General features: G+C 61.8%; 18 protein-coding genes. 10 read left to right on the top strand and 8 right to left on the bottom strand.

The genetic code is table 11. The features are described 5' to 3' along the window. The first annotated feature begins 4 nt into the window (after positions 1–4). From ABIE52_RS24470 to ABIE52_RS24480, 3 genes are all read left to right on the top strand, one after another. Positions 5–1,648, top strand: coding sequence for an AMP-binding protein (locus ABIE52_RS24470; RefSeq protein WP_042451563.1), 1,644 nt, complete (start codon positions 5–7; stop codon positions 1,646–1,648). Between the two features lie 82 nt (positions 1,649–1,730). After that, on the top strand, positions 1,731–3,284 hold the full coding sequence (gene scpC, locus ABIE52_RS24475) for a succinyl-CoA:acetate CoA-transferase ScpC (protein WP_007730514.1): 1,554 nt from the start codon (positions 1,731–1,733) through the stop codon (positions 3,282–3,284). Between the two features lie 37 nt (positions 3,285–3,321). Continuing rightward, positions 3,322–4,533, top strand: a complete 1,212-nt coding sequence (locus tag ABIE52_RS24480; protein WP_042921490.1) for a PucR family transcriptional regulator — start codon at positions 3,322–3,324, stop codon at positions 4,531–4,533. Here the strand turns inward: ABIE52_RS24480 and ABIE52_RS24485 are convergent, their stop codons facing one another. Further along, a complete protein-coding gene (locus ABIE52_RS24485) occupies positions 4,534–5,361 on the bottom strand; it encodes an SDR family oxidoreductase (RefSeq protein WP_003942902.1) in 828 nt (275 codons plus the stop codon). Between the two features lie 162 nt (positions 5,362–5,523). On the opposite strand from ABIE52_RS24485, the gene ABIE52_RS24490 reads away from it, so the two are divergent. Next, positions 5,524–6,756, top strand: a complete 1,233-nt coding sequence (locus ABIE52_RS24490) for a PucR family transcriptional regulator (RefSeq protein WP_042451555.1) — start codon at positions 5,524–5,526, stop codon at positions 6,754–6,756. Positions 6,757–6,760: 4 nt separating this feature from the next. On the opposite strand, the gene ABIE52_RS24495 is transcribed toward ABIE52_RS24490, so the two are convergent. Beyond that, positions 6,761–7,108, bottom strand: coding sequence for a hypothetical protein (locus tag ABIE52_RS24495; protein WP_030536118.1), 348 nt, complete (start codon positions 7,106–7,108; stop codon positions 6,761–6,763). A 225-nt stretch (positions 7,109–7,333) separates the two neighbouring features. Here ABIE52_RS24495 and ABIE52_RS24500 point away from each other — a divergent pair, with 225 nt between their 5' ends. Further along, a complete protein-coding gene (locus tag ABIE52_RS24500; protein ID WP_003942925.1) occupies positions 7,334–8,419 on the top strand; it encodes a TerC family protein in 1,086 nt (361 codons plus the stop codon). Between the two features lie 61 nt (positions 8,420–8,480). Here the strand turns inward: ABIE52_RS24500 and ABIE52_RS24505 are convergent, their stop codons facing one another. Continuing rightward, on the bottom strand, positions 8,481–9,527 hold the full coding sequence (locus tag ABIE52_RS24505; protein WP_030536117.1) for an NADP-dependent oxidoreductase: 1,047 nt from the start codon (positions 9,525–9,527) through the stop codon (positions 8,481–8,483). Positions 9,528–9,895: 368 nt separating this feature from the next. Here ABIE52_RS24505 and ABIE52_RS24510 point away from each other — a divergent pair, with 368 nt between their 5' ends. Both ABIE52_RS24510 and ABIE52_RS24515 read left to right on the top strand, forming a co-directional pair. Continuing rightward, positions 9,896–11,161 (top strand): cytochrome P450, encoded by a 1,266-nt coding sequence (locus ABIE52_RS24510; RefSeq protein WP_007730518.1) that lies wholly within the window; start codon positions 9,896–9,898, stop codon positions 11,159–11,161. Positions 11,162–11,299: 138 nt separating this feature from the next. Further along, on the top strand, positions 11,300–11,881 hold the full coding sequence (locus ABIE52_RS24515; RefSeq protein WP_050656919.1) for a PadR family transcriptional regulator: 582 nt from the start codon (positions 11,300–11,302) through the stop codon (positions 11,879–11,881). 95 nt (positions 11,882–11,976) lie between these two features. On the opposite strand, the gene ABIE52_RS24520 is transcribed toward ABIE52_RS24515, so the two are convergent. Continuing rightward, on the bottom strand, positions 11,977–12,699 hold the full coding sequence (locus ABIE52_RS24520; RefSeq protein ID WP_007730520.1) for an IclR family transcriptional regulator: 723 nt from the start codon (positions 12,697–12,699) through the stop codon (positions 11,977–11,979). A gap of 280 nt (positions 12,700–12,979) precedes the next feature. Here ABIE52_RS24520 and ABIE52_RS24525 point away from each other — a divergent pair, with 280 nt between their 5' ends. Then, positions 12,980–13,906, top strand: a complete 927-nt coding sequence (locus ABIE52_RS24525) for an alpha/beta hydrolase (RefSeq protein ID WP_007730522.1) — start codon at positions 12,980–12,982, stop codon at positions 13,904–13,906. A 5-nt stretch (positions 13,907–13,911) separates the two neighbouring features. On the opposite strand, the gene ABIE52_RS24530 is transcribed toward ABIE52_RS24525, so the two are convergent. Together ABIE52_RS24530 and ABIE52_RS24535 are read right to left on the bottom strand one after the other, a co-directional pair. Further along, the gene (locus ABIE52_RS24530) at positions 13,912–14,562 is read right to left on the bottom strand and encodes a Dabb family protein (protein ID WP_192712749.1); all 651 of its coding nucleotides are present in this window, start codon (positions 14,560–14,562) and stop codon (positions 13,912–13,914) included. Next, entirely contained in the window at positions 14,555–14,902 is a 348-nt protein-coding gene (locus tag ABIE52_RS24535) for a hypothetical protein (protein ID WP_007730530.1), read from the bottom strand. The genes ABIE52_RS24530 and ABIE52_RS24535 overlap by 8 nt, the downstream gene beginning before the upstream one ends. 241 nt (positions 14,903–15,143) lie before the next feature. Here ABIE52_RS24535 and ABIE52_RS24540 point away from each other — a divergent pair, with 241 nt between their 5' ends. Together ABIE52_RS24540 and ABIE52_RS24545 are read left to right on the top strand one after the other, a co-directional pair. Then, positions 15,144–16,031 (top strand): SDR family NAD(P)-dependent oxidoreductase, encoded by an 888-nt coding sequence (locus ABIE52_RS24540; protein ID WP_192712794.1) that lies wholly within the window; start codon positions 15,144–15,146, stop codon positions 16,029–16,031. A gap of 47 nt (positions 16,032–16,078) precedes the next feature. Next, positions 16,079–16,942 carry an SDR family NAD(P)-dependent oxidoreductase gene (locus ABIE52_RS24545; RefSeq protein ID WP_162114094.1) on the top strand — a complete coding sequence of 288 codons (864 nt, stop codon included), beginning with the start codon at positions 16,079–16,081 and terminating at the stop codon, positions 16,940–16,942. Between the two features lie 27 nt (positions 16,943–16,969). On the opposite strand, the gene ABIE52_RS24550 is transcribed toward ABIE52_RS24545, so the two are convergent. Beyond that, complete coding sequence (locus ABIE52_RS24550; protein ID WP_231917407.1) at positions 16,970–18,466, bottom strand: MFS transporter; 1,497 nt, start codon at positions 18,464–18,466, stop codon at positions 16,970–16,972. Positions 18,467–18,620: 154 nt separating this feature from the next. After that, positions 18,621–20,084, bottom strand: a complete 1,464-nt coding sequence (locus ABIE52_RS24555) for a benzaldehyde dehydrogenase (protein WP_050656920.1) — start codon at positions 20,082–20,084, stop codon at positions 18,621–18,623. Between the last annotated feature and the right edge of the window lie 64 nt (positions 20,085–20,148).

The following is a 20,148-nucleotide window of genomic DNA, read 5'->3' on the forward strand; positions in this document are numbered from 1 at the left end:
TGAGATGAGCAGTGTTCTCGAAACGTCGTACTTCCCCGCTGACGTGTCTGACCCGATAGAGGAGCAAACGGTGGGTGGGCTGCTGCGAGAGTGCGCCGCGGACTCGCCGAATCTGATTGCAATCAGAGAAGTGGTTCCGACGCAATCGCATTCGCTTTCCGGGGCGGCTGAAACCGATCGCACGTGGACCTTCGCGGAGCTTCTCGACGAAGCAGAGGGGTGTGCGCACTACCTCTTGTCTCGGTTCGACTGTGGAGATCGGATCACTGTCTGGGCTCCGAACGTTCCGGAATGGATGATTCTGCAATACGGCGCCGCGCTCGCCGGGATGGTTCTGGTGACCGCCAATCCGGCGTTGGGTGCGGAGGAGCTGGCGTACGTCTTGTCGCAGTCCCAGTCTCGGGGGCTCTTCCACACCGGAAAGTTTCGCGGTGGCGATATGGCAGCGGTTGCATCCGAGGCGATTTCGATTTCGGGAGAAGAAGTTCTCGCAGTCAACTTCGAGGAGTGGGATCGCCAGGTTCGAGGTTGGGCGGGCGAACGGGGCGCTCTGCCGGAAGTCTCGCCTGACGACAATGCGCAGATCCAGTACACGTCGGGAACCACCGGAGTTCCCAAAGGTGCTCTGTTGCATCACCGCGGATTGGTCAACAATGCCGATTTTGTGAGTCGGAGAGGCCGATTCCCTGAGCGGGGTTCGGTTGTGTCGGCCATGCCGCTGTTCCACACCGCCGGGTGCGGCATCCTGGTTCTCGGCGCCGCGCAGCGAAGAATGTCGATCGGCCTGATCCAGTACTTCGATCCGACTGCGGTTCTCGATGCGGCGGAACGCTTTCACGCTGACGTGGTCAGTGGAGTGCCGACGATGCTGATCGCGATGATCAACGACGCCAGCTTCGCGAGTCGCGACTTTTCGGCCTGTTCGGTGGTCGTATCCGGCGGGTCGTCGGTCCCGCCCGAACTCGTCAGCACGGTGGAGTCGGCCTTCGGGGCGGGGTTCAGCATCGTCTACGGACAAACCGAGGCCAGCCCCGTCATCACACAGACCAGCCCGGCCGACACCCCCGAGGACAAGTCGGAGACGGTCGGACTCGCGTTGCCGCAGGTCGAAGTGAAGATCTCCGACGTCGTGACCGGGGACAGCGTGCCGCTCGGCGAACAAGGCGAGATCTGCGCGCGCGGGTACCTCGTCATGACCGAGTACTTCCGTAATCCGGAGGCTTCGGCCGACACTGTGGACAAGGACGGTTGGTTGCATACCGGCGATTTGGGGACGATGGACGAACGTGGATACGTCCGGGTTACCGGCCGCCTCAAGGACATGATCATCCGCGGCGGTGAGAACATCTATCCGCGTGAGGTCGAGTCCGTGATCTTCACACATCCGAAGATTCTCGACGTGGCGGTCGTGGGTGTGCCCGACGAGGTGTGGGGTGAGCGAGTTGTCGCCGTCATCCGCTGGAAGGACGAGTCCGACCAACCGACCGCCGCCGAGCTGGTCGAGTTCTGCACCGAGCGACTGGCGCGCCACAAGGCGCCCAAGGAGTGGTTCAGCGCGGAGGCGTTCCCACTGACAGGGTCGGGCAAGATCCAGAAATATCGAATTGCGAGCCTGGTCGGCGAAGGCGTGTACGGCGTCGTCAACTGATCGGTGCTCATAGCACGTCGGAGCGATTCTGTCTGGGTTATCCCCGTAAATCGCTTCGACGTGCCCTGTTTATCCTGGTGCCGTGAGTTCAACCTTCGGTGAGACCGGACACAACGCCACCTCCAACCGCATTCGCGCCACAGCGTTTGCGTCGAAGGTGATGTCCGCGTCCGACGCCGTGAAGTTCATCAACCCGGGCGACACCGTCGCGATCAGCGGTTTCGCAAGCGCCGGTACACCCAAGGTTGTCATTCCGGCCCTGGCCGAGCGCATTCACCGGACCCGCGGCAACGGATCGAACTTCACGATCAATCTCCTGACCGGCGCTTCTGTGTCCACCGAGACCGAAAGGCTGCTCGCGGAGGTCGACGGAATCGCGCTGCGCATGCCGTATCAGTCCGAGGCCACCGCACGTCGCCGGATCAACGACGGTCGTATGGACTACGTGGACATCCATCTCTCCCACGTGGCTCAGCAGGTGTGGGAGGGCTACTACGGCAACGTAGACGTCGCGGTGGTCGAGGTCGCCGGTATCACCGAATCAGGGGAACTGATTCCCTCCGCGTCGATTGGCAACAACAAGACCTGGCTGGACGTCGCCGACAGGGTCATCCTCGAAGTCAACTCGTGGGTGCCCGAGGCGATGGAAGGTATTCACGACGTCTATTACGGCACCGCGCTGCCGCCGCATCGCAAGCCGCTCGAGATCATTCGTGTCGAGGACCGGATCGGCCAGACCACGTTCCGAGTGGATCCCACGAAGGTTGTGGCCGTTGTCGAGACCAACTGCCGTGACAGCGCGAGCCCTCTCACTGCACCCGATGCCGTCAGTGAGGCGATCGCCGGCCACGTCCTGGAATTCTTCGACTTCGAGGTGCGCGCCGGACGGATGCCGGCCGATACGTTGCTTCCGCTGCAGGCGGGCATCGGCAATGTCGCCAACGCGGTGCTCGGAGGGCTCGATCGGGGGCCGTATCGCGGCCTGACCTGCTACTCCGAGGTCATCCAGGACGGGATGCTGAAGCTGATCAAGGACGGAACCGTCGCGCATGCGTCGTCGACGGCTTTGGCGCTCACCGAAGAGGGCATCGAAGAACTGACCGCGAACATCGACTTCTACCGCCACCACATCACGCTCCGTCCGCAGGAGATCAGCAACCACCCGGAGGTGGTGCGCAGACTCGGAATCATCGCCATGAACGGCATGCTCGAGGCCGACATCTACGGCAACGTGAACTCGACGCACGTCATGGGGACGAAGATCATGAACGGAATCGGCGGCTCGGGGGACTTCGCCCGCAACGGCTACGTGTCCATGTTCCTGAGCCCGTCGACGGCCCGCGGCGGTGAGATCTCGGCGATCGTGCCGATGGTTCCGCACGTCGACCACACCGAGCACGACACTCAGGTGTTGGTGACCGAGCAGGGGTTGGCGGATCTGCGCGGTCTGTCGCCGCGGCGACGCGCGCGCCTGATCGTCGACAAGTGTGCTCACCCGGAGTTCCGGCCACTGCTCCACGATTACATCGCTCGCGCCGACGCTCAACCGGGTGCGGGGCAGACGCCGCACATCCTGGGCGAGGCATTCTCGTTCCATCAGCGGTACATCGACACGGGTTCGATGCGCCTTTCGTGACGCCAGGCAATGCTGCCGGCAGTGAGAGAATGCGAGGGTGAGCCGAACCGGGGTACCTGACGACGCCATACGCCGGGTTGCCGCGGCGGGGGCCGATGACGCCGGTGGCCTACCCGTCGAACTGCTGGGTGATTTCCTGGACGTGCTCAGTGTCGCCGTATGCGAGGGGAAGCCGCTGCAGCGTCGTCAGCTGCACCGCTTCCGCGCTCGCGGGGAAGAAGCAGCGCAGCAGGGTGTCGCCCTGCGAGCCCTGCTCGATCTGTATCTCTCCTCGGCCTGGCGTCTGTGGCGTGAACTGCCTGCTGTTATTGCGGCACAATCGGATCCGAACGCCGTCGTCGCGGCCGGCGAAGTGATGCTGCGTGCCGTCGACGATGCCGTCGCCGAACTGGCCGAAGGGTTTCAGTTGGCCAGACGTTCTCTGGTCCGCTCGCAGGTATCGGCACGCCGCGAGTTCGTCGACGACTTGTTGACCGGCGGCGCTGACGTCGTCGGATTGTTGGATCGCGCTTCAGGGTTCGGTCTCCACCTCAGTGGTCCGCATGCCGTGGCGGTAGTGACCGCCGCCCGTGAGTTCACCGACGACAACCCTTTGGTGCGCGCCGTCGAACGTGCCGTTCTGGGTAGCAAGGGTGACGCCGATGCGTTGGTCGCCAGCAAGAGCGGCAAACTGGTGGTCGTTTTCGCGGCGCCGGATCGCGATGCCGTCGACCACGTGCTGGCAGGGATTCGGTCGGCTCTCGGGCCGGGGACCGATGACGACGGGCGAGTGCAGTTGCAGCGGCGTCCTTTGGACGGCACGTGGCAGATCGCTGTCGGGCGCCCTCGAACCACCGCTTCGGGCGTGGTGGCGTCGTACCGGGAGGCGCTGGACGCACTGGACCTGGCGCAGCGCCTGTCGTTGACCGCACCGATCATCGATGCTCGTGACCTGCTGGTCTACCGGGTTCTGGTCAACGACAGACCGGCGGTCACCGACCTGATCCACACCCTTCTCACACCGCTGCTCGAGGCGCGTGGTGGCGCTGGACCGATGATCGACACACTGCTCGCGTACTTTTCCGCCGGCGGCAATACGGCTAAAACCGCCCGAGACCTGCATTTGTCCGTCCGCGCCGTGACGTACCGGTTGGACCGCATCCGTGAACTCACCGGTCAGAACGTCAACGATCCCAACGACAGCTTCGCGCTCCACGCTGCCGTACTGGGTGCGAAGCTGCTCGACTGGCCGGCCACCGAGCTGACCTGATCAGCTTGCGCGGGCGCGTTCTTCGTAGGCAGCACGTGCCGCGGTGTCGACGTCGCCGAGAAACTGCGTCTCGACGCCGAACAGTCGGCTCAATGCCTCGTACGGCCGCCGGGGGAAGAAGCCCTGTGCCTGCACGAGCAGCCCGGACACCCGCGTAATGCGTACGCGTGGGCGCGGTTTGGTGATCAAGCCGACGACGGCTTCGGCGATTTCCTCCGGCTGAACCTCTCGGAATCCCTTCATTCCCGAAGTGCCCGAGGTGAGTTGGGTGTTGGTGAGCGTCGGCAGCACGGACGAGATGTGAACTCCGGTGCCACGAACTTCCTTGCGGACAGAATCGGTGAAGCCCAACACCGCATGCTTGGCGCCGCAGTACGTCGACAAACCGGGGCACGGGAGTTCGCCTGCAAGCGAAGCGATGTTGATGACGTGTCCACGTCCGCGCGGAAGCATCCGTCGCAATGCGAGCTTGGTTCCCGTGATCACGCCGAGGACGTCGATCTCGATGATGCGTCTGGTCACGGAGTCGTCCTCGTCGACGATCCGTCCGACCGGCATGATGCCCGCATTGTTGACCAGCACGTCGATCGGGCCGAGTTCACCTTCGACGGTGTCGAGGAAGTCGAAGAACGAGGCGGGGTCGGTGACGTCGAGGCGCCCGAACGTGCGGATGCCCAAATCCTTGGCTGCTCGCGCGAGAGTGGCTTCGTCGATGTCGCCGATCGCGACCGTCGCACCCAGGCTGATCAGCCGCTTCGCGGTGGCGTATCCGATGCCCCGGGCGCCGCCGGTGATGACCACTACCTGACCGTCGAAAGGTTTGTTCATTTACTCCAGCGTCTCCAAAGATAGGGGTTGGTTGCAGTGAGATGAATCTGCAGGGATGTGATTGTGGACCAGTCGAAACCGGGTTGCTAGGGCTTCTTGGCCGAAGTGAGACGATAGATTTGTGACTAAGTCACAATCAGGGTGACAAGTCGGGGAGGCGCCATGGACACATCGGAGTTGGACGGCTGGATTGCAAATCTCGCGCCCATCTATCTCCAGCCGGAGGTGATCGACGGTTTCGTTCAACGCATCGACGACGCCATTGCGGTGGCCAATCCTGAAGTGGCGGGTGATCGGGAGCTACGACGCGATGTGGATGCGAGCACTGCGGCGCAGCTTCGAGTCATCGTGGCCGCGATCGCGGGCGGTTCCCAGGAGGTCACGCCGCCGCCGGAGTCGGTTGCGCTTGCACTCACCGTTGCCAGGCGCGGTATGGATCTTCGAGTCCTGCTCAAGATCTACGGTGCCGGACGGCTCGCGATGCTGGGCTTCGTCGACGAGTCGATAGAAGCACTCCCGATCGGTCCGGAACTCAAGCGCGCACTTCTGGTCCGAGTGTGGGGTTCGGCGATGAGATGGCTGGAAGTGACCACCGAATTGTTGGTGGCAACGTATGCGAAGGAGCGTGAGAGCTTGGCGCGCGGCGCTTTTGCGCGTCGGTCCGAGACGGTGCACGCGATTGTCGCAGGCGAAGCACTTCACTCCGATGAGGTGTCGCAGATTCTCGACTACCCGATGCGGCGCCACCACACTGCGTTTGTTCTCTGGACGGACGACACCGATCCGGCCGCCGACGTATTGGCCCGATTGGACTCGTATGCGCGTTCCTTTGTGGACGAGTCGAATGCCGAGCGCGTGCTGACGCTGCCTTCGGGGGCGCGCGAGGTGTGGTCGTGGGTCGCGCATTTCGACGACCATGAGTGGGCGGCGCTCGATCGTGCTCGGAATTCGGATCTTCGTGTCGCGGTGGGGGCCAGCGGTTACGGAATGGAAGGATTCGCGCGCAGTCACCGCGAGGCTCTCGCCGCGCAGCGCATCGCGGTCCGTTCCACGGGTTCGCCGGGGGTCACCGTCTACGAAGATGTTCAGGTTCCCTGTCTGCTCACCGAAGATCTGGACGAACTGCGTGCGTTGGTGGCTCGGGAATTGAAAGGCCTCGCCGGCGCGGACGGCGTCACGACGCGTATCCGAGACACCGTTCGGGTCTATTACGAGAACAATTGCACTGCAGCCGCTACCGCCGTGGCGCTCGGTCTGCACAAGAACACCGTGCGGTATCGACTCGATCAGGCCGAAAAGCTGTTAGACCGCAGCGTGGACCAGCGTCGGCTGCCAACAGAGTTGGCGCTCATCGCGCTGGAGAGCTACGGAGCCGCCCTCCTGGCGAACCCGTGACTCGCTACTGCATGTCGTCGAGCCCGGGGAGCGAATAGCCGGAGCTGTCATCCCAATCGGCGGGGGTGTCGTCGAGTGAAACGTCCCAGTCTGCGTCGGGCACCGCTCGCCGGAGTTCGGTCAGAGCGTTGAACCAGTAGACGAGCGAAGGGATTACCTCGGTCGGGTCGCTCGAGATCTTTGTCGAACCGTTGAGCAGAGTGTCGGGGATATCCGACGGATAGAGGTCCAGGACCTCGTAGTCGAACGGAAATTCGTCGTTGTGGACGGCGATGAGTCGGTCGACTTCGGCCTTCTCGTCGTCGGTCAGCGGTGTGGTGCGGACGGCGGAGTAGTACAACGAGGTGCTCATGCTTGCCAGGCTAGAACAAGATGCCGTCCAGCGGCGGTTTCGGACGCAACACCCTCAGATTGCATGGTTTCGGCAACTTCAGTTGTGAAAGTCGTCGATATTTCGACCGGGATGGATAGAAGTCGGCAAGGAACACTGGAGAAGACGGCGAGACGGCCGTCCGAACCCAGTGAAGGAGCTCCCCGTGACCGCAGTCATCAGTGCCATTCGGGTAGGTGGTCAGCGATGAACGTTCCCATGTGGGCGTGGGCCGCGTTCGCCGCAGTCATCGTCGTCATGTTGCTCATCGACCTGCTCGCCCACCGCGGCGCGCACGTCATCGGCTTCAAGGAAGCGGCCTGGTGGAGTGCACTCTGGGTCGGTTTGTCTCTCGTATTCGCGGTGGTCGTCACCCTGACCTTGGGGGTGAACTCGGGCGTCGAATTCACCACGGCCTGGCTGTTGGAGAAGAGCCTCTCCGTCGACAACCTCTTCGTGTTCGCCCTGATCTTCGGTTACTTCAAGGTGCCCCGTGAATACCAGCACCGCGTGTTGTTCTTCGGTGTCATCGGCGCCCTGATCTTCCGCGGTATCTTCCTCGCCGCTGGCGTTGCCGTGGTCAGCAAGTTCACGGCCGTTCTGTTCGTCTTCGCCGCCATCCTGCTCTACAGCGCCTACAAGCTGCTCAAGGACGACGACGAGAACTTCGATCCGGGAACCTCGCTGGCGGTTCGCTTGCTGCGCAAGATCATGCCGGTCCGTGAGGAATACGCAGGAACCAAGTTCTTCGTCAAGGAAGCCGGAAAGCGCGTCGCAACACCACTGTTCGCCGTCGTCGTCGCCATCGAAGCTGCCGACCTCGTGTTCGCAGTCGACAGCGTCCCGGCAGTGCTGGCAGTGAGTGACGATCCATTCATCGTCTACTCCAGCAACGCGTTTGCGATCTTGGGTCTGCGTGCCCTGTACTTCCTGCTCTCGGGCCTGCTCGAGAAGTTCCACTACCTGTCCAAGGGTCTGTCGATCATCCTCGCCTTCATCGGCGTGAAGCTGATCATGCAGGCCAGCCACAAGGTGATCAGCACGTCGATCCCCGAGATTCCCTCACTGGTCAGCCTCGCGGTGATCATCGTGGTGTTGGCAGGCTCGATCATCCTGAGTCTCAAGAAGCCGCTACCGGAAGAGCCTGAGGCCGAAGAGGTTGCGACCGGTGATGCACCGATCGACCTCGAGAAGTCAGGTGCTGACGGCAGCATCGAGAAATCCGGCGTCCAGCTCGCAACCGGCGAGCGCGACGACGATGACGACAAGGTAGATGCTCGGCCCAGAGGCTGACGCCTGATCGGCTGAACGAATCGAAAAGGGAGACCACACAACGACGTGTGGTCTCCCTTTGTCAAATCATCACCAACTGCTTCCCCCGGTTGTGGCCCGAAAGCTGCCCGATCAAGGCCGCTGGGGCATTTTCGATGCCCTCGGTGACATCGTTGCGGTAGCGCAGTCCACCTTCGGCGATTCGAGCGGACGCCCACGCCCGGTACTCCGGGTACCGGTCGTAGTGGTCGTAGCAGACGAACCCTTCGATGCGTAGACGTTTGCGTAGTACAGGGCGTAGGGGAGGCCCGACTTCGCTTTCATCCTGGTTGTATTCGCTGATCATTCCGCACACGACGACCCTTCCGAAATCGGCCATGCGATCGAAAACCGCTCGCGTGATCGAGCCTCCGACGTTGTCGAAATAGACGTCGACGCCCTTCGGACACAATTCGTCCAACTGCTCGCCGATGTTCGCCGTCTTCCTATCTATGCAGGCGTCGAACCCCAATTCCTCCACAACGTATTCGGTCTTCTCACCCCCGGCGATTCCGATCACCCGGGCGCCCGCCAGCTTCGCGATTTGGCCTGCAACCATGCCGACTGCTCCGCCGGCCGCCGAAACCACGACTGTGTCTCGCTCTCGGACGTCGGCGACCAACCGCATTCCGCAGTGTGCGACAAATCCTGGCTGTCCTAGAATTCCGAGTTCATCTCCTAGGGAAGCTCGATTCTCCCTCGGTATGCGGTCCAGGGCAGCGCCTTTGATTGTGTGATAAACCTGCCAGTGCGTGCCGCCTCGAACCAAATCACCTGCCGCAAAGTCAGGATGCCGCGAAGAAATCACTTCGCCGACTGCGATGCCGTCCAAACCGGAGTGCGCAGGCACTACTCCAGCCAAGACGACGTCGCCGATACCGGCAACAGCTCCCAACGGCCCGGGGGCAGAGCTGGTGGACGGTAGGCGTCTTCGTATCGCCGGATCGATCGAAAGATAGTGGGCGCGGAACAGAACTTCGCCGTCCGCGGGCGGCCGGATCGGAACCTCGTCGATCCGAAAATCTTCTACGACAGGCAAGCCGCGGGGAGCTCGAACGACTCGCACAGCGCGGTTCACATATTCGGTCATGCGCAATTTCCAATCTGCTTCGACACCGGTTCGCATCACTTCTCGGGACGATTGCCCGGAATTGATCTCGCCGCCTTACTGATTCACGGCGAAGACGTCTGGGAATTCTGTCCTCGAGCAGCAAGGAGCGCACCTTCCCGCCCGCTCAGTGAGAATGTGGCAACCCGACGTCCGGAGCGCGACTTCATTTCCCATACAGCGGGCGGTTTGTTGGTTGCCTCGTAGTCCGACTGTGAAGCTCTGCGCAGTTCAGTTCAGCGCAGCGCTGACGCTCGTCACCAGTGGTATTCGGCTGTGGATTTTTACGAGGGCGTCAATGATCTGCCAGATCTTGTGTGAGTGATTTTGTCGAGGACGAGAGGTTGACTATGACTTCGCCGGTGGGTTCGGAGCGTGCGGTTCATGACACAACGGATTGGCTCAGAACGGGATTGGTCGATCCAACGGAGCCAGGCTTCCTGTCCGATCCGTACGCGCGGTACGCGATTGCGCGAGAAGTTGCTCCGGTACAACAGCATTCGAATGGCGTATACATGCTTTTCGCCTACGACGACGTGAAACGCGCACTGGCGGACAAGTCGCTGAGTTCGTCGGAACAGTATGCACTCGAGGCACCGCGCAATATGCGGATCAAGGCGGCCGGTGGCAGCGACGCCTACTTGTTGCGCCCATCGTTGTCGAAGCTGGATCCACCGGACCATCTGGCATTGCGCAAGCTACTGGCGCGCCCGTTCACGCCCAGGGCAATCAAGCGTTACGACGCGCGGGCGAAGGAAATCGTCGACGAGTTGCTTGCCGATCATGGACGGGGCTCCGAGATCGAGCTGGTGACGGAAGTTGCTCATCCGCTACCGATTCGCCTTGTCTGCGAAATTTTCGGTATCCCCGTACCTGCCGACACCGATACGATGTTCGAGTGGACCCGTAAGGGACTCAACCTACTCGATCCGTTTCTGACTGCCGAGCAGACCAGCGACTACATTTCCGCTCAGCGTGATTTCTCGGCACACCTTCAGGACGTTATCGCTTGGAAGCGCAACAATCTTGGCGACGACATCCTGTCGGACTTCATCTCCGCCGGCGACGAAGGCGAGATAATCGGGCCGGATCAAGTTGCCGCTACCGTGCAGACTTTGGTCATCGCCGGACTGGACACCACAGTCAATCAGGTCGGTCTCACCATGAATGCACTTATGGGCCATCGTGATCAGTGGGAACGACTCGTCGACGACAGGGCACTGCTCGATCACGCGGTAGAAGAAGTCCTGCGCTATGAGCCGACGGCGCAGTTGATGATTCGCATTGCTCCCGAGGATTACGCGGTGGGAGATGCGGTGATTCCGGCCGGAAATCACATTGTGACGTGGCTGGCGTCGGCAAACCGCGATGAAACTCGATTCGGTCCGAACGCGGACAGATTGGACTGGTCGAGGTCAAATGTCCGGGACCACATCACGTTCGGTCACGGTGCGCACGCTTGCCTCGGTGCGTGGTTGGCCCGGCTGGAGATCAAGACCATCCTGAATGCGTTGATCGACAAAGCGCCGAAGACCGAGCTCGTCGACGGTGGAGTGACGTGGGGTGGCACGGCCTTTATCCGCGGTGTCTCCGAACTGCGATTGAACCTTTTCTGATTGCACGAATTCGTGAACAGACCACTCGGTGGGCAAGTCGGTGTCAGATGGTCGACGTCTTGTTAGTCTGGGCCGGTGCCTGATCCCGCAACTGCGTGTTACCCGGCATTGCCCGCGACAAGTTGGGCAGTGCTGGGAATGCTCACATTCGGAGAAGAACTCAGTGGCAGCGATCTGAAAAGCTGGGCCGACTGGAGCATCGGGTTCTATTACTGGAGCCCGTCGGTGAGCCAGGTCTATACCGAGCTCAAAAAGCTGGAAACGCTGGGATTCGTCAGTTCGCGGGAGGTTTCGGAATCGGGTGGGCGTCGTCGACGAGTGTTCACGATAACCGAATCCGGTATCGAGGCTCTCAGATCATGGTCACGCCGATCGGAGATCGAAACCCCCGTTCTCAAACATGGAGTGATGTTGAGACTGTGGGTCGGCCACCTCAACGACCCCGATCAGCTCAAGTCGATAGTGCTCGATCACATCGACAACCTCGAGGCAAAGAAGCTCAAGGCAATCGAACACGCCGATAACTCGGAGAATGAACCCGCCTGGGCATTTACCGAGATGAGTCTGCGATGGATAGGCCGCCATTTTCAGATGGAGATCGACCTCGCCGCTCAGTTGCTCGATGACATCGATGAGGCCGCCGCTCGATTCGCGCAAGGCGACGCCAACGCTCTCGGCTTGCCGCAGCCCGTCAATGCCGGTAGTTGGAAGTTGATCTGAGCGTGCGGAGGTACAACTCTCCAGATTCTGCCCCACGCCAATAGAATTGTGCTGTCGAGGTTTTCGTGCCCAGTCTTCGTGCCCAGTCTTCGTGCCTACTGAGCTCGCATGCTTTCGGTGGTCCGGACGCCCGCATTTCGCCACAGGGAAGCGGCTGTTTCCCGAAGAAGCCCGGTGAGAGGCGAGTTCCGCTCGTCGAGCGGCATTTGTCGGAGCGGTCCGCAGATCGACAGCGCGGAGGTCGCGACGCCGATCGGGCCGATCGGAGTGGCGATCGTGCCGAATCCGTCGATCGGCGTGTCACGGCCGTATCCCACGCCGGTTTTTCGGACCTCGTCGGCCGCCTCTCCTCGCTCGTTGTTGAAGGTGTGGAGGACCCTGCCGACGAGAGTTCCGTCTGCGCGCGTGCTGAAACCGATCCGATTCGGAATCATGCTGGCGAAACGACCTGCCATGTGGGCGCGGCACACCACATTTGAGCCGTCGAGAATCGTCATCTCGACGATCAGTCCGGTACGCCGGTGCAATTCGTACAGGTGCGGATGCGCAGCTGAGTGAAGTCTGTCCTGGTACACGGCCAACGAGCCGAGTTCCACGAGCCGCAACCCGAGCGTGTAATCGCGGCCGCTGCGGTGCAGCCACCGAAGTTGGACCAGATGGTCGAGTATGCGGTGGGCTGAAGACCTTGGAAGCCCGGTTCGTCGGACAATCTCGGCGAGGGTGAGACGATCTCGACCGCCGAACGCATCCAGTAGCAGAGAGACTCGGTCGAGGAAGGCGTTCGGCGTTGCGGGATCGACCTCGAGCTGGAGCGACATGTGTTCCCTCTGCTATCCCGTAGTCAAGTTGGACAACTGCCCTGGACAAGGCTATTTCGATTAGGAATGATGACATGTTTTTTCTGCTTTGTGAAGAAGGCCACCCTGTGGATCGGACGCCTCCGGTGCTCGTCGGCGGAAACGGACCACTGATCGGGAGAGCGGGTTCCTTGCTTGGTGGTGGGCGATCTACGTTGACGTGATCACACGCCAAGTGGACAAACGCGGATGCCGGCGCAGACGTAGCGCCACCCGCCGGGCTGAGAGACCAGGAGACGATATGACGATTCAAGCGGAAGTCACCACGATGCTCGCAACCCTCAACGCTGGATTCCCGGATGTCACCAGTGTCCCGCCGTCGGAGCTACGAACTCTGATTCGGAACCGACGTGCGCCGCTGACGGGTCTTCCCGACATGCTTTCAGTCGAGAATCACGTAATCGACGGTCCCGGTGGAGATCTGGCAATTCGCGTCTTTCGTCCGCATGGAACCTCGAACGACGTTCCTCTCGTGGTCTTCGCTCACGGGGGCGGTTTCGTGTTCTGCGATCTGGACAGTCACGACGAATTCTGTCGATCGATGGCGCAGGGAGTCGGCGCAGTAGTGGTTGCCGTCGACTATCGGTTGGCGCCGGAGCATCCGGCACCGGCAGCCCACGACGACGTCTACGCCGCGGTGGCGTGGGCCAGCGAGCATGCTGCCGAATACGGTTCCGACGCAGGTAAAATCGCACTTGTGGGCGACAGTGCGGGAGGGAACCTCGCGGCGACCGTGGCTATTGCCGCTCGGGATCGGGGTGGTCCGGAAATCGCCCTTCAGGTTCTCATCTACCCCGTGATCGACGACGACTTCGAAACCGAGTCGTATCGGCTCTACGGCACGGGTCACTACAACACCACCGCAGCGATGGAATGGTACTGGCAGCAGTACGCGCCTGAAGGTCGCGACGACGCCCGTGTGATTCCTACGCGTGCGGAGACGCTCGCCGGTCTTCCGTCTGCTGTCGTCGTGACAGCCGAACTCGATCCGCCGTGTTCGTCAGGTGACGCGTATGCGCAGATGCTCGCGACGGCTGGCGTTTCGGTGCGCCATCATCGCTTCGAAGGATTGTTCCACGGCTTCCTCACTATCCCGTCTTTGTCACTGACCGAGCCTGCGCGACAGAAGCTTTGGGCGATGACGCGCGAGGCGCTCGGTAGCGAGTAGGCAGATCACTTCACTGTCAGGAGTCTCTCGGTGAGATTGCCGAACGTGTGACAGATTCTGTCGTGGACCACGGCCTCGGGACATTCGGGGTCGAACCACCGGTCCACCACTGCCCAGTGAATCGGATGATCGAGGTACTGGGTCTGCAGTGAGCCGAGGTCGGTGAACTCCTGCTCCCAGACATGAGTCCATGGTGTGTGCCCGGTCGCTGCGTCGACTCGGCTGAGACGCCAGGCGCAGATCGACGAGATATGGGTAGGCATCCTGAGCAGATCCCGTTCGAATTCCTCGAGTACGTCCTGGGGTGTGCTGGGGGATACCCGGATGAACAGCGCTCGGTACACCTGACCGGCGGCGTCGGCGCCGGAACGTCCCGTGGTCCCGGACGAGTACTCGGCGCCGTGGAAGTGGTCGACGGTGGCGCAGCGCAGGCTGTCGTCGACCGCATCTCGGGCTGTCTGCCAAGCCATCTCGTCTTCGAACTGAAGATGGACGATCAGATCTCCGCCGTTGATGACGCCGGGAAGTGTCGTACAGACGAGACGACGCAGCGCGTTCGACGATTCGGCAACTGCGGCAATGTTCTTCACTGCAGCGGTCCACTCGTCGGCGCCCGCCCCGTTGGCGGCGTGCACGACTCTTGTCACGTTATACATTGCTCAGTCCTTCGATGTCCTTTGCTGCGGCGGCCATGGAGCGACTCCGTTCGATTATGAGCGGAGCCATTGCATCCCACCACTGCCTGAGGGTGGAGTCTCTGCGGCCCTGGCGCGTCATCGACCACCAGCCGGCCGTGCCGTCGACCGTCCAGGTGACGGTCAAGGTGTTCGGGTCTTGATCGCACCACAACGGAGGGCTGACGAGTACGTCGGCGAGTGTCATGCCGCGACGCTGTGCACTCGGCAAATACTGGTCGAGTAGCGCGTCGACGAACTGTCGACCGCATCCCGGTTTCGTGACTATCCGATCGATCACGTAGAGCGTTTCATCTGCCATTGGTGAAGATTACTTTCCCCTAACCCGTTGTGATGCTTTCGATCTCACACAGCGGGAGATAGCGGATTTGGTCATGTGCCCGGCATTTCGACACCTCCCGTCAGGCGGGAATCGTTGCTGTGCAACAGAATCGGATGATGCAACATGGCGGACAACGATTGCGTGAAATGCAGTCGAACTCAGGTCGAACACATACGTCATGTGTTCGATGTCGTGAAGTGGAAGAGCCTTGGAGGAGCAGTTGAATCACTCGCTGGTAGGGAAGACCGCGCTGGTGACCGGGAGCAGTCGAGGCATCGGCAGGGCGATCGCCAGGCGACTGGCGGCAGAGGGGGCAACCGTGGTCGTCACCGCACGGTCGGCTCGGCCTACCGCGGCAGTCCGTGCCGACAGTAATGTCGTCATCGGCGGTACGTTGTCCGAGACCGTCGAGATGATCGAGTCGCAACACGTTCGTGCACTTGCCATTCCGGCCGATCTCGAGGATTCCGAGGCTCGCGACGGATTGATCGAGAAGGTCGTCTCGCGGACCGGAGGTATCGACATCCTCGTGAACAATGCCGGGTTTGCCGACTACGCGCCGATCGAGAAGATGTCGCTGGCGACGTTCGATCGGACCCTCGACCACTACATTCGCGCGCCGTTCGCCCTGTCGAAGGCAGCCATCCCCTACATGCGAGAGCGCGGCGCAGGCTGGATCGTGAACATCGGTTCCTCGACGGGACTGAATCCGATCAGGCCCTTCCGCGACTACAACAAGACGTCGGGTGACGTGATTTACGCGTCGATGAAGGCAGCACTGCACAGGTTCACACAGGGCCTCGCCGCGGAGGTGCTGGACGACAATATCGCGGTCAACTCGGTGGGGCCTTCCACTGCGATCTCGACTCCCGGCGCCGACGCACTCATTCCGGATGGATACGAAACCGAGCCCGTCGAGTATCTTGCCGAGACGGTACTGGCCATGTGTTCTCTTCCCGCGGCCGAGCGGACCGGCCTTGTAGCCTTCAGTCTTCATTTTCCCTGGTATCAGGATCTGGTCGTGAAGGCGCTCGACGGGCAAGGGCTGATGCCCAGACGTGAGCCACCGACGTGGTGCAATCCCAACATTCTGCCCGAAGGAATCTGAAGTCTCTGTCGAGCAATAGTTTCGGCGACACAACCCGAGGAGTGGAGATGTCCCACGCTGAACGCCGGTTCGGTACCGGCACGGCCGTCGTGACCGGTGCGGGGGCCGGTATCGGTGCAGGGTTCGCCCGACACCTTGCGCGGCTGGGAATGACGGTGGTCGTTGCCGACATCGACGAGGAGCGTGCGTCGCTCGTCGCCGAGGACATTCGCGCGGCCGGTGGGAGAGCTGACGTCCATGGAGTGGACGTAGCGGATGCCGATGCCGTGAAGAGGATGGCGGACAATGTGTTCGATCGTTACGGCAGCGTCGAGTTGCTGGTCAACAATGCCGGAGTGGAGACGGCCGGGTTGCTGTGGGAAGTCAGTGGTGCGCGGTGGAGACGGTTGATGGAGATCAACGTCGACGGCGTCTTCTATTGCCTTCGTGCTTTCGTGCCATTGATGTTGAAGGTGGGTAAGCCGGCGTGTGTGGCCAATCTGTCTTCTGTCGGCGGGATCAACAGCGCCGCGGTGCAAGGACCGTACATCGTCAGTAAGTTCGCGGTGCTGGCGATGACCGAGAGCTTGCACCAAGATCTGTCGTTGGTCGACTCTCCGATTCAGGTCAGTGCTGTTGTTCCACACTCGATCCGGAGTGAGATCTTTCGTGCGGCCCAGCGTGACGCGCCGACTACGAACGTCACGGCAAACGCTGTCTTCGATGCAATGCAACAGGCGAACGTCGAATCCGGACTCGACCCGCTCGATGCCGCCGAGCACATGACCGAAGCAATAGCGCGTGGGGACTTCTGGGTGTTCTCCGACGACGACGCGTGTCGGCAGTTCACCGACCGCCGAGCCGCTCAGCTTCGAGACCTGCTACCTCCCGCCGATCCTCGCACAATGCTCACACGCATGGGCATCTCGTGAATGCGGAGCTGTTCGGAGCAGGCCTGTTCACGCGCTGCCGTTGACAGACGTCGACGCACTCTTGGGGAGGCCTGACCAACCCACCAGGCCGACCAGAGCGAAAGCTACGGCGGCAGTGACGAAGGTGACGGTGAAGGCGGATTCGCTGGGCAGAGCGGATACGCCCTCTGGCAGGTTCGCGATGGTCATCGAGGCGAGAATCGTAGTCACCACTGCACTGCCCATGGCGCTGCCGGTGGAACGGGAGATCGAGTTGATGCCGTTGGCTATTCCACTCTGGTGTCGCGGAACGCTCGACATGATGATCGCGGGCATGGCCGCGTAGCCCAGGCTCACGGCGGCGCCGATCACGATGCCGGCACCGATGACCGACGCGGTGTGCGTGTGGTCGTACGCGAGCCAGGCGAACGGCACCGCACCACAGATGGCGGTGAGTCCCAGGACGAAGCGTGGCCCACGCACTCTGATGAGCCGCCCACCGATCGGTGCTGCGATCAGCGAGGCAATCGCACCCGGCAGCAGGAATTCCACCGACGCACGCAGAATGCTGGCGTCGAATCCGTATCCCGTGAGGGCGTGGGGAAGCTGCACGAGATAGGAGATGCCCAGGAAGTTGGCGAACATTCCGAAGCCCAGCATGACCCCCGCCAGATTCGCCATCATCACGGGCCGGTGGACGAACATTCGCATGTCGACCAGTGGTTCGTCGACGATCTTCTCGATCCAGACCCAGACTGCGAACATCACGATCGAGCCCAGGAAAACACCGATGGTCACGGGTGAGAACCAACCCCATTGGTGGCCTTGCGAAATCGACAACAGGAGCAGAAGGAGTGCAGCGCCCAGGCTCAGCGCGCCGATGACGTCGACGCGCCCGCCGCTCTTGTGCTTGGTTGCCGGAACCAGCGTGACGACGGCGACGAGGGCAAGCAACGCGAACCCGGTGGCCATCCAGAAGGCATTGCGGTAGTCGGCATCCGGAGCCGATGTGAGAAGTCCGGTGGCTACGAGGGCGAGCCCGCTGCCGAATGCGAGAGTTCCGCTGACCAATGCCATCGCGCCGGGAAGCTTGTGTGGGCGGACCTCTTCACGCAGGACCGACAGAGCCAGCGGGAAGATGGCGGTGGCGGTCCCCTGGAGGACGCGTCCGAGGATGAGAAGTGGCAGATTGTGTGCCAGTGCGGCGACGATCGAACCGATGACCATGACGACCAGAACGCCGACCAGCGTGCGCTTCTTGCCGTGCTGATCGCCGTAGCGGCCCAACAGGGGAGTGAAAACGGCGGCCGACAGCAACGTCGCCGTCGTCACCCAACTGATGCCGGCCGCGGATGCGCCCAGATCGGACTGAATACGCCCCAAAATCGGGACGGGCAGTGTCTGCATCATCGAGACGATCATCGCGGCCAGGCTGAGCGCCCCGATGATGACGGCCTCGCGGCGCGGCGATGTTACGACGGATACATCCGGGGTGTCGTGGACCGTTGGCTGCGCAGCGCTGTCGGTCGTCACTGAATTCGTCAAGTGGGTCCTTCTCGGGAATTACAAGAGAAATTGCTTAATGTGCCGAAGTAATTTTCTCTGGATGGTAAGTCCGCGAGATCGATCCCGTCAATGCTGGTCAGTGAGCCCCTGGGGTCAGTTCGGTGTATTCAGGACCAACTCGGCGTGTTCCGGACTAGAAGGGGTAGACCGGGAGTGCGCTCTGCGCAGTCACCCACTGCGTTTCGGTGAAGGCGTCGAGGTTTGCGCCGATACCGCCGACGCGGCCACCGTTACCCGAAGACGCCATACCGCCGAACGGGATGACTGCTTCGTCGCCGACGGTCTGATCGTTGATGTGTACGAGGCCGGTGGGGATTTGTTGGGCGAGCTCGAGCCCGCGCATGGCGTCGGAGGTCAGAATGCCCAGTGACAGTCCGTACTCGGAATCGTTGGCTATGGCGACGGCCTGTTCGACGGTGGCGAAGGAGGTGACCGGTGCGACTGGCCCGAAGACTTCGTCGGCGAATGCCGGCGCGGTGAGTGGGGTGTCGGCCAGCACGGTGGGCCGGTAGAAGAGATCTTCGTAGGTGCCGCCGGCCGCCAGTTTTGCTCCGGCCGCGATGCTTCCGGTGACCAGGGAGTGGATGTGGTCGCGTTGTTTGGCGTCGATGATGGGTCCGAGTGCGACCTGACCGGTGAACGGGTCGCCTACCGGAAGCTTGTCGGCGCGTTCGGCAAGGAGTGCGGTGTAATCGGCGGCGATGCTTTCGTGGACGAGCTGGCGGCCGGTGGTCATGCAGATCTGCCCCTGGTGCATGAACGAGCCGAAAGCGCCTACAGATGCAGCCTTTTCGAGGTCGACGTCGTCCATGACGATCAGTGCGTTGTTTCCTCCGAGTTCGAGGTGTGCTCGTTTGAGATGGCGGCCCGCCAGTTCACCGACAGCGCGTCCTGCCCGGGTCGACCCGGTGAATGCGATGACGCGAACGCTCGGATGAACCACGATTGCCTCACCGGCGTCAGCGCCACCCGGCAGCATGCCGAACACTCCGGCAGGCAAACCGGCTTCTTCGAAGATGCGGGCAAGAACCACACCGCCACAGATCGCCGTGCGCGGATCAGGCTTGAGGATCACCGAATTGCCCAGTGCCAGTGCGGGAGCGACTGCACGGATCGACAGAATGATCGGGAAGTTGAACGGTGCGATGACGCCGACGGTGCCGACGGGGACGCGACGAGAGAAGCTCAGCCGCGGTTGCTCCGAGCGCAGCACCTCGCCGACGGGGTGTGCGGCCAAAGCTGCTGCGTTGTAGCACTCTTCGGCAGCGGTGTGGGTTTCCAGTCCGGCTTTGGCGGGAATGCTGCCGGCCTCGCGGATTACCCATTCGCCGATTTCGTCGGCGTACCGCTCGAACAGTTGACCGGCGCGGCGTAGAACGGCGGCTCGTTCGGTGTACGGCCTTGCTGCCCAATCCTTCTGAGCGGCAGTAGCTTTTGTTGCAGCGGCTGCCACGTCGTCTGGTGTTGCCATGCCGACCGTCGTCAACTGCTTGCCGGTGGCCGGCTCGACGACAATACGATCGTCGGCGCTACCGAGAACCCATTCGCCGTCGAAGATCTTCGATTCCCACACAGGTTCGCTCAGTAGACGCGTCATGGCCGCTCCTCGGTAAAGGGATGCAACCGCGCGCCGCATCACATGGTTGTGGACCACGTTGCTC

Origin of the sequence: Rhodococcus sp. OAS809, assembly GCF_040546695.1 — a bacterium.
GTDB classification, from domain to species: Bacteria; Actinomycetota; Actinomycetes; order Mycobacteriales; family Mycobacteriaceae; genus Rhodococcus_F; species Rhodococcus_F qingshengii.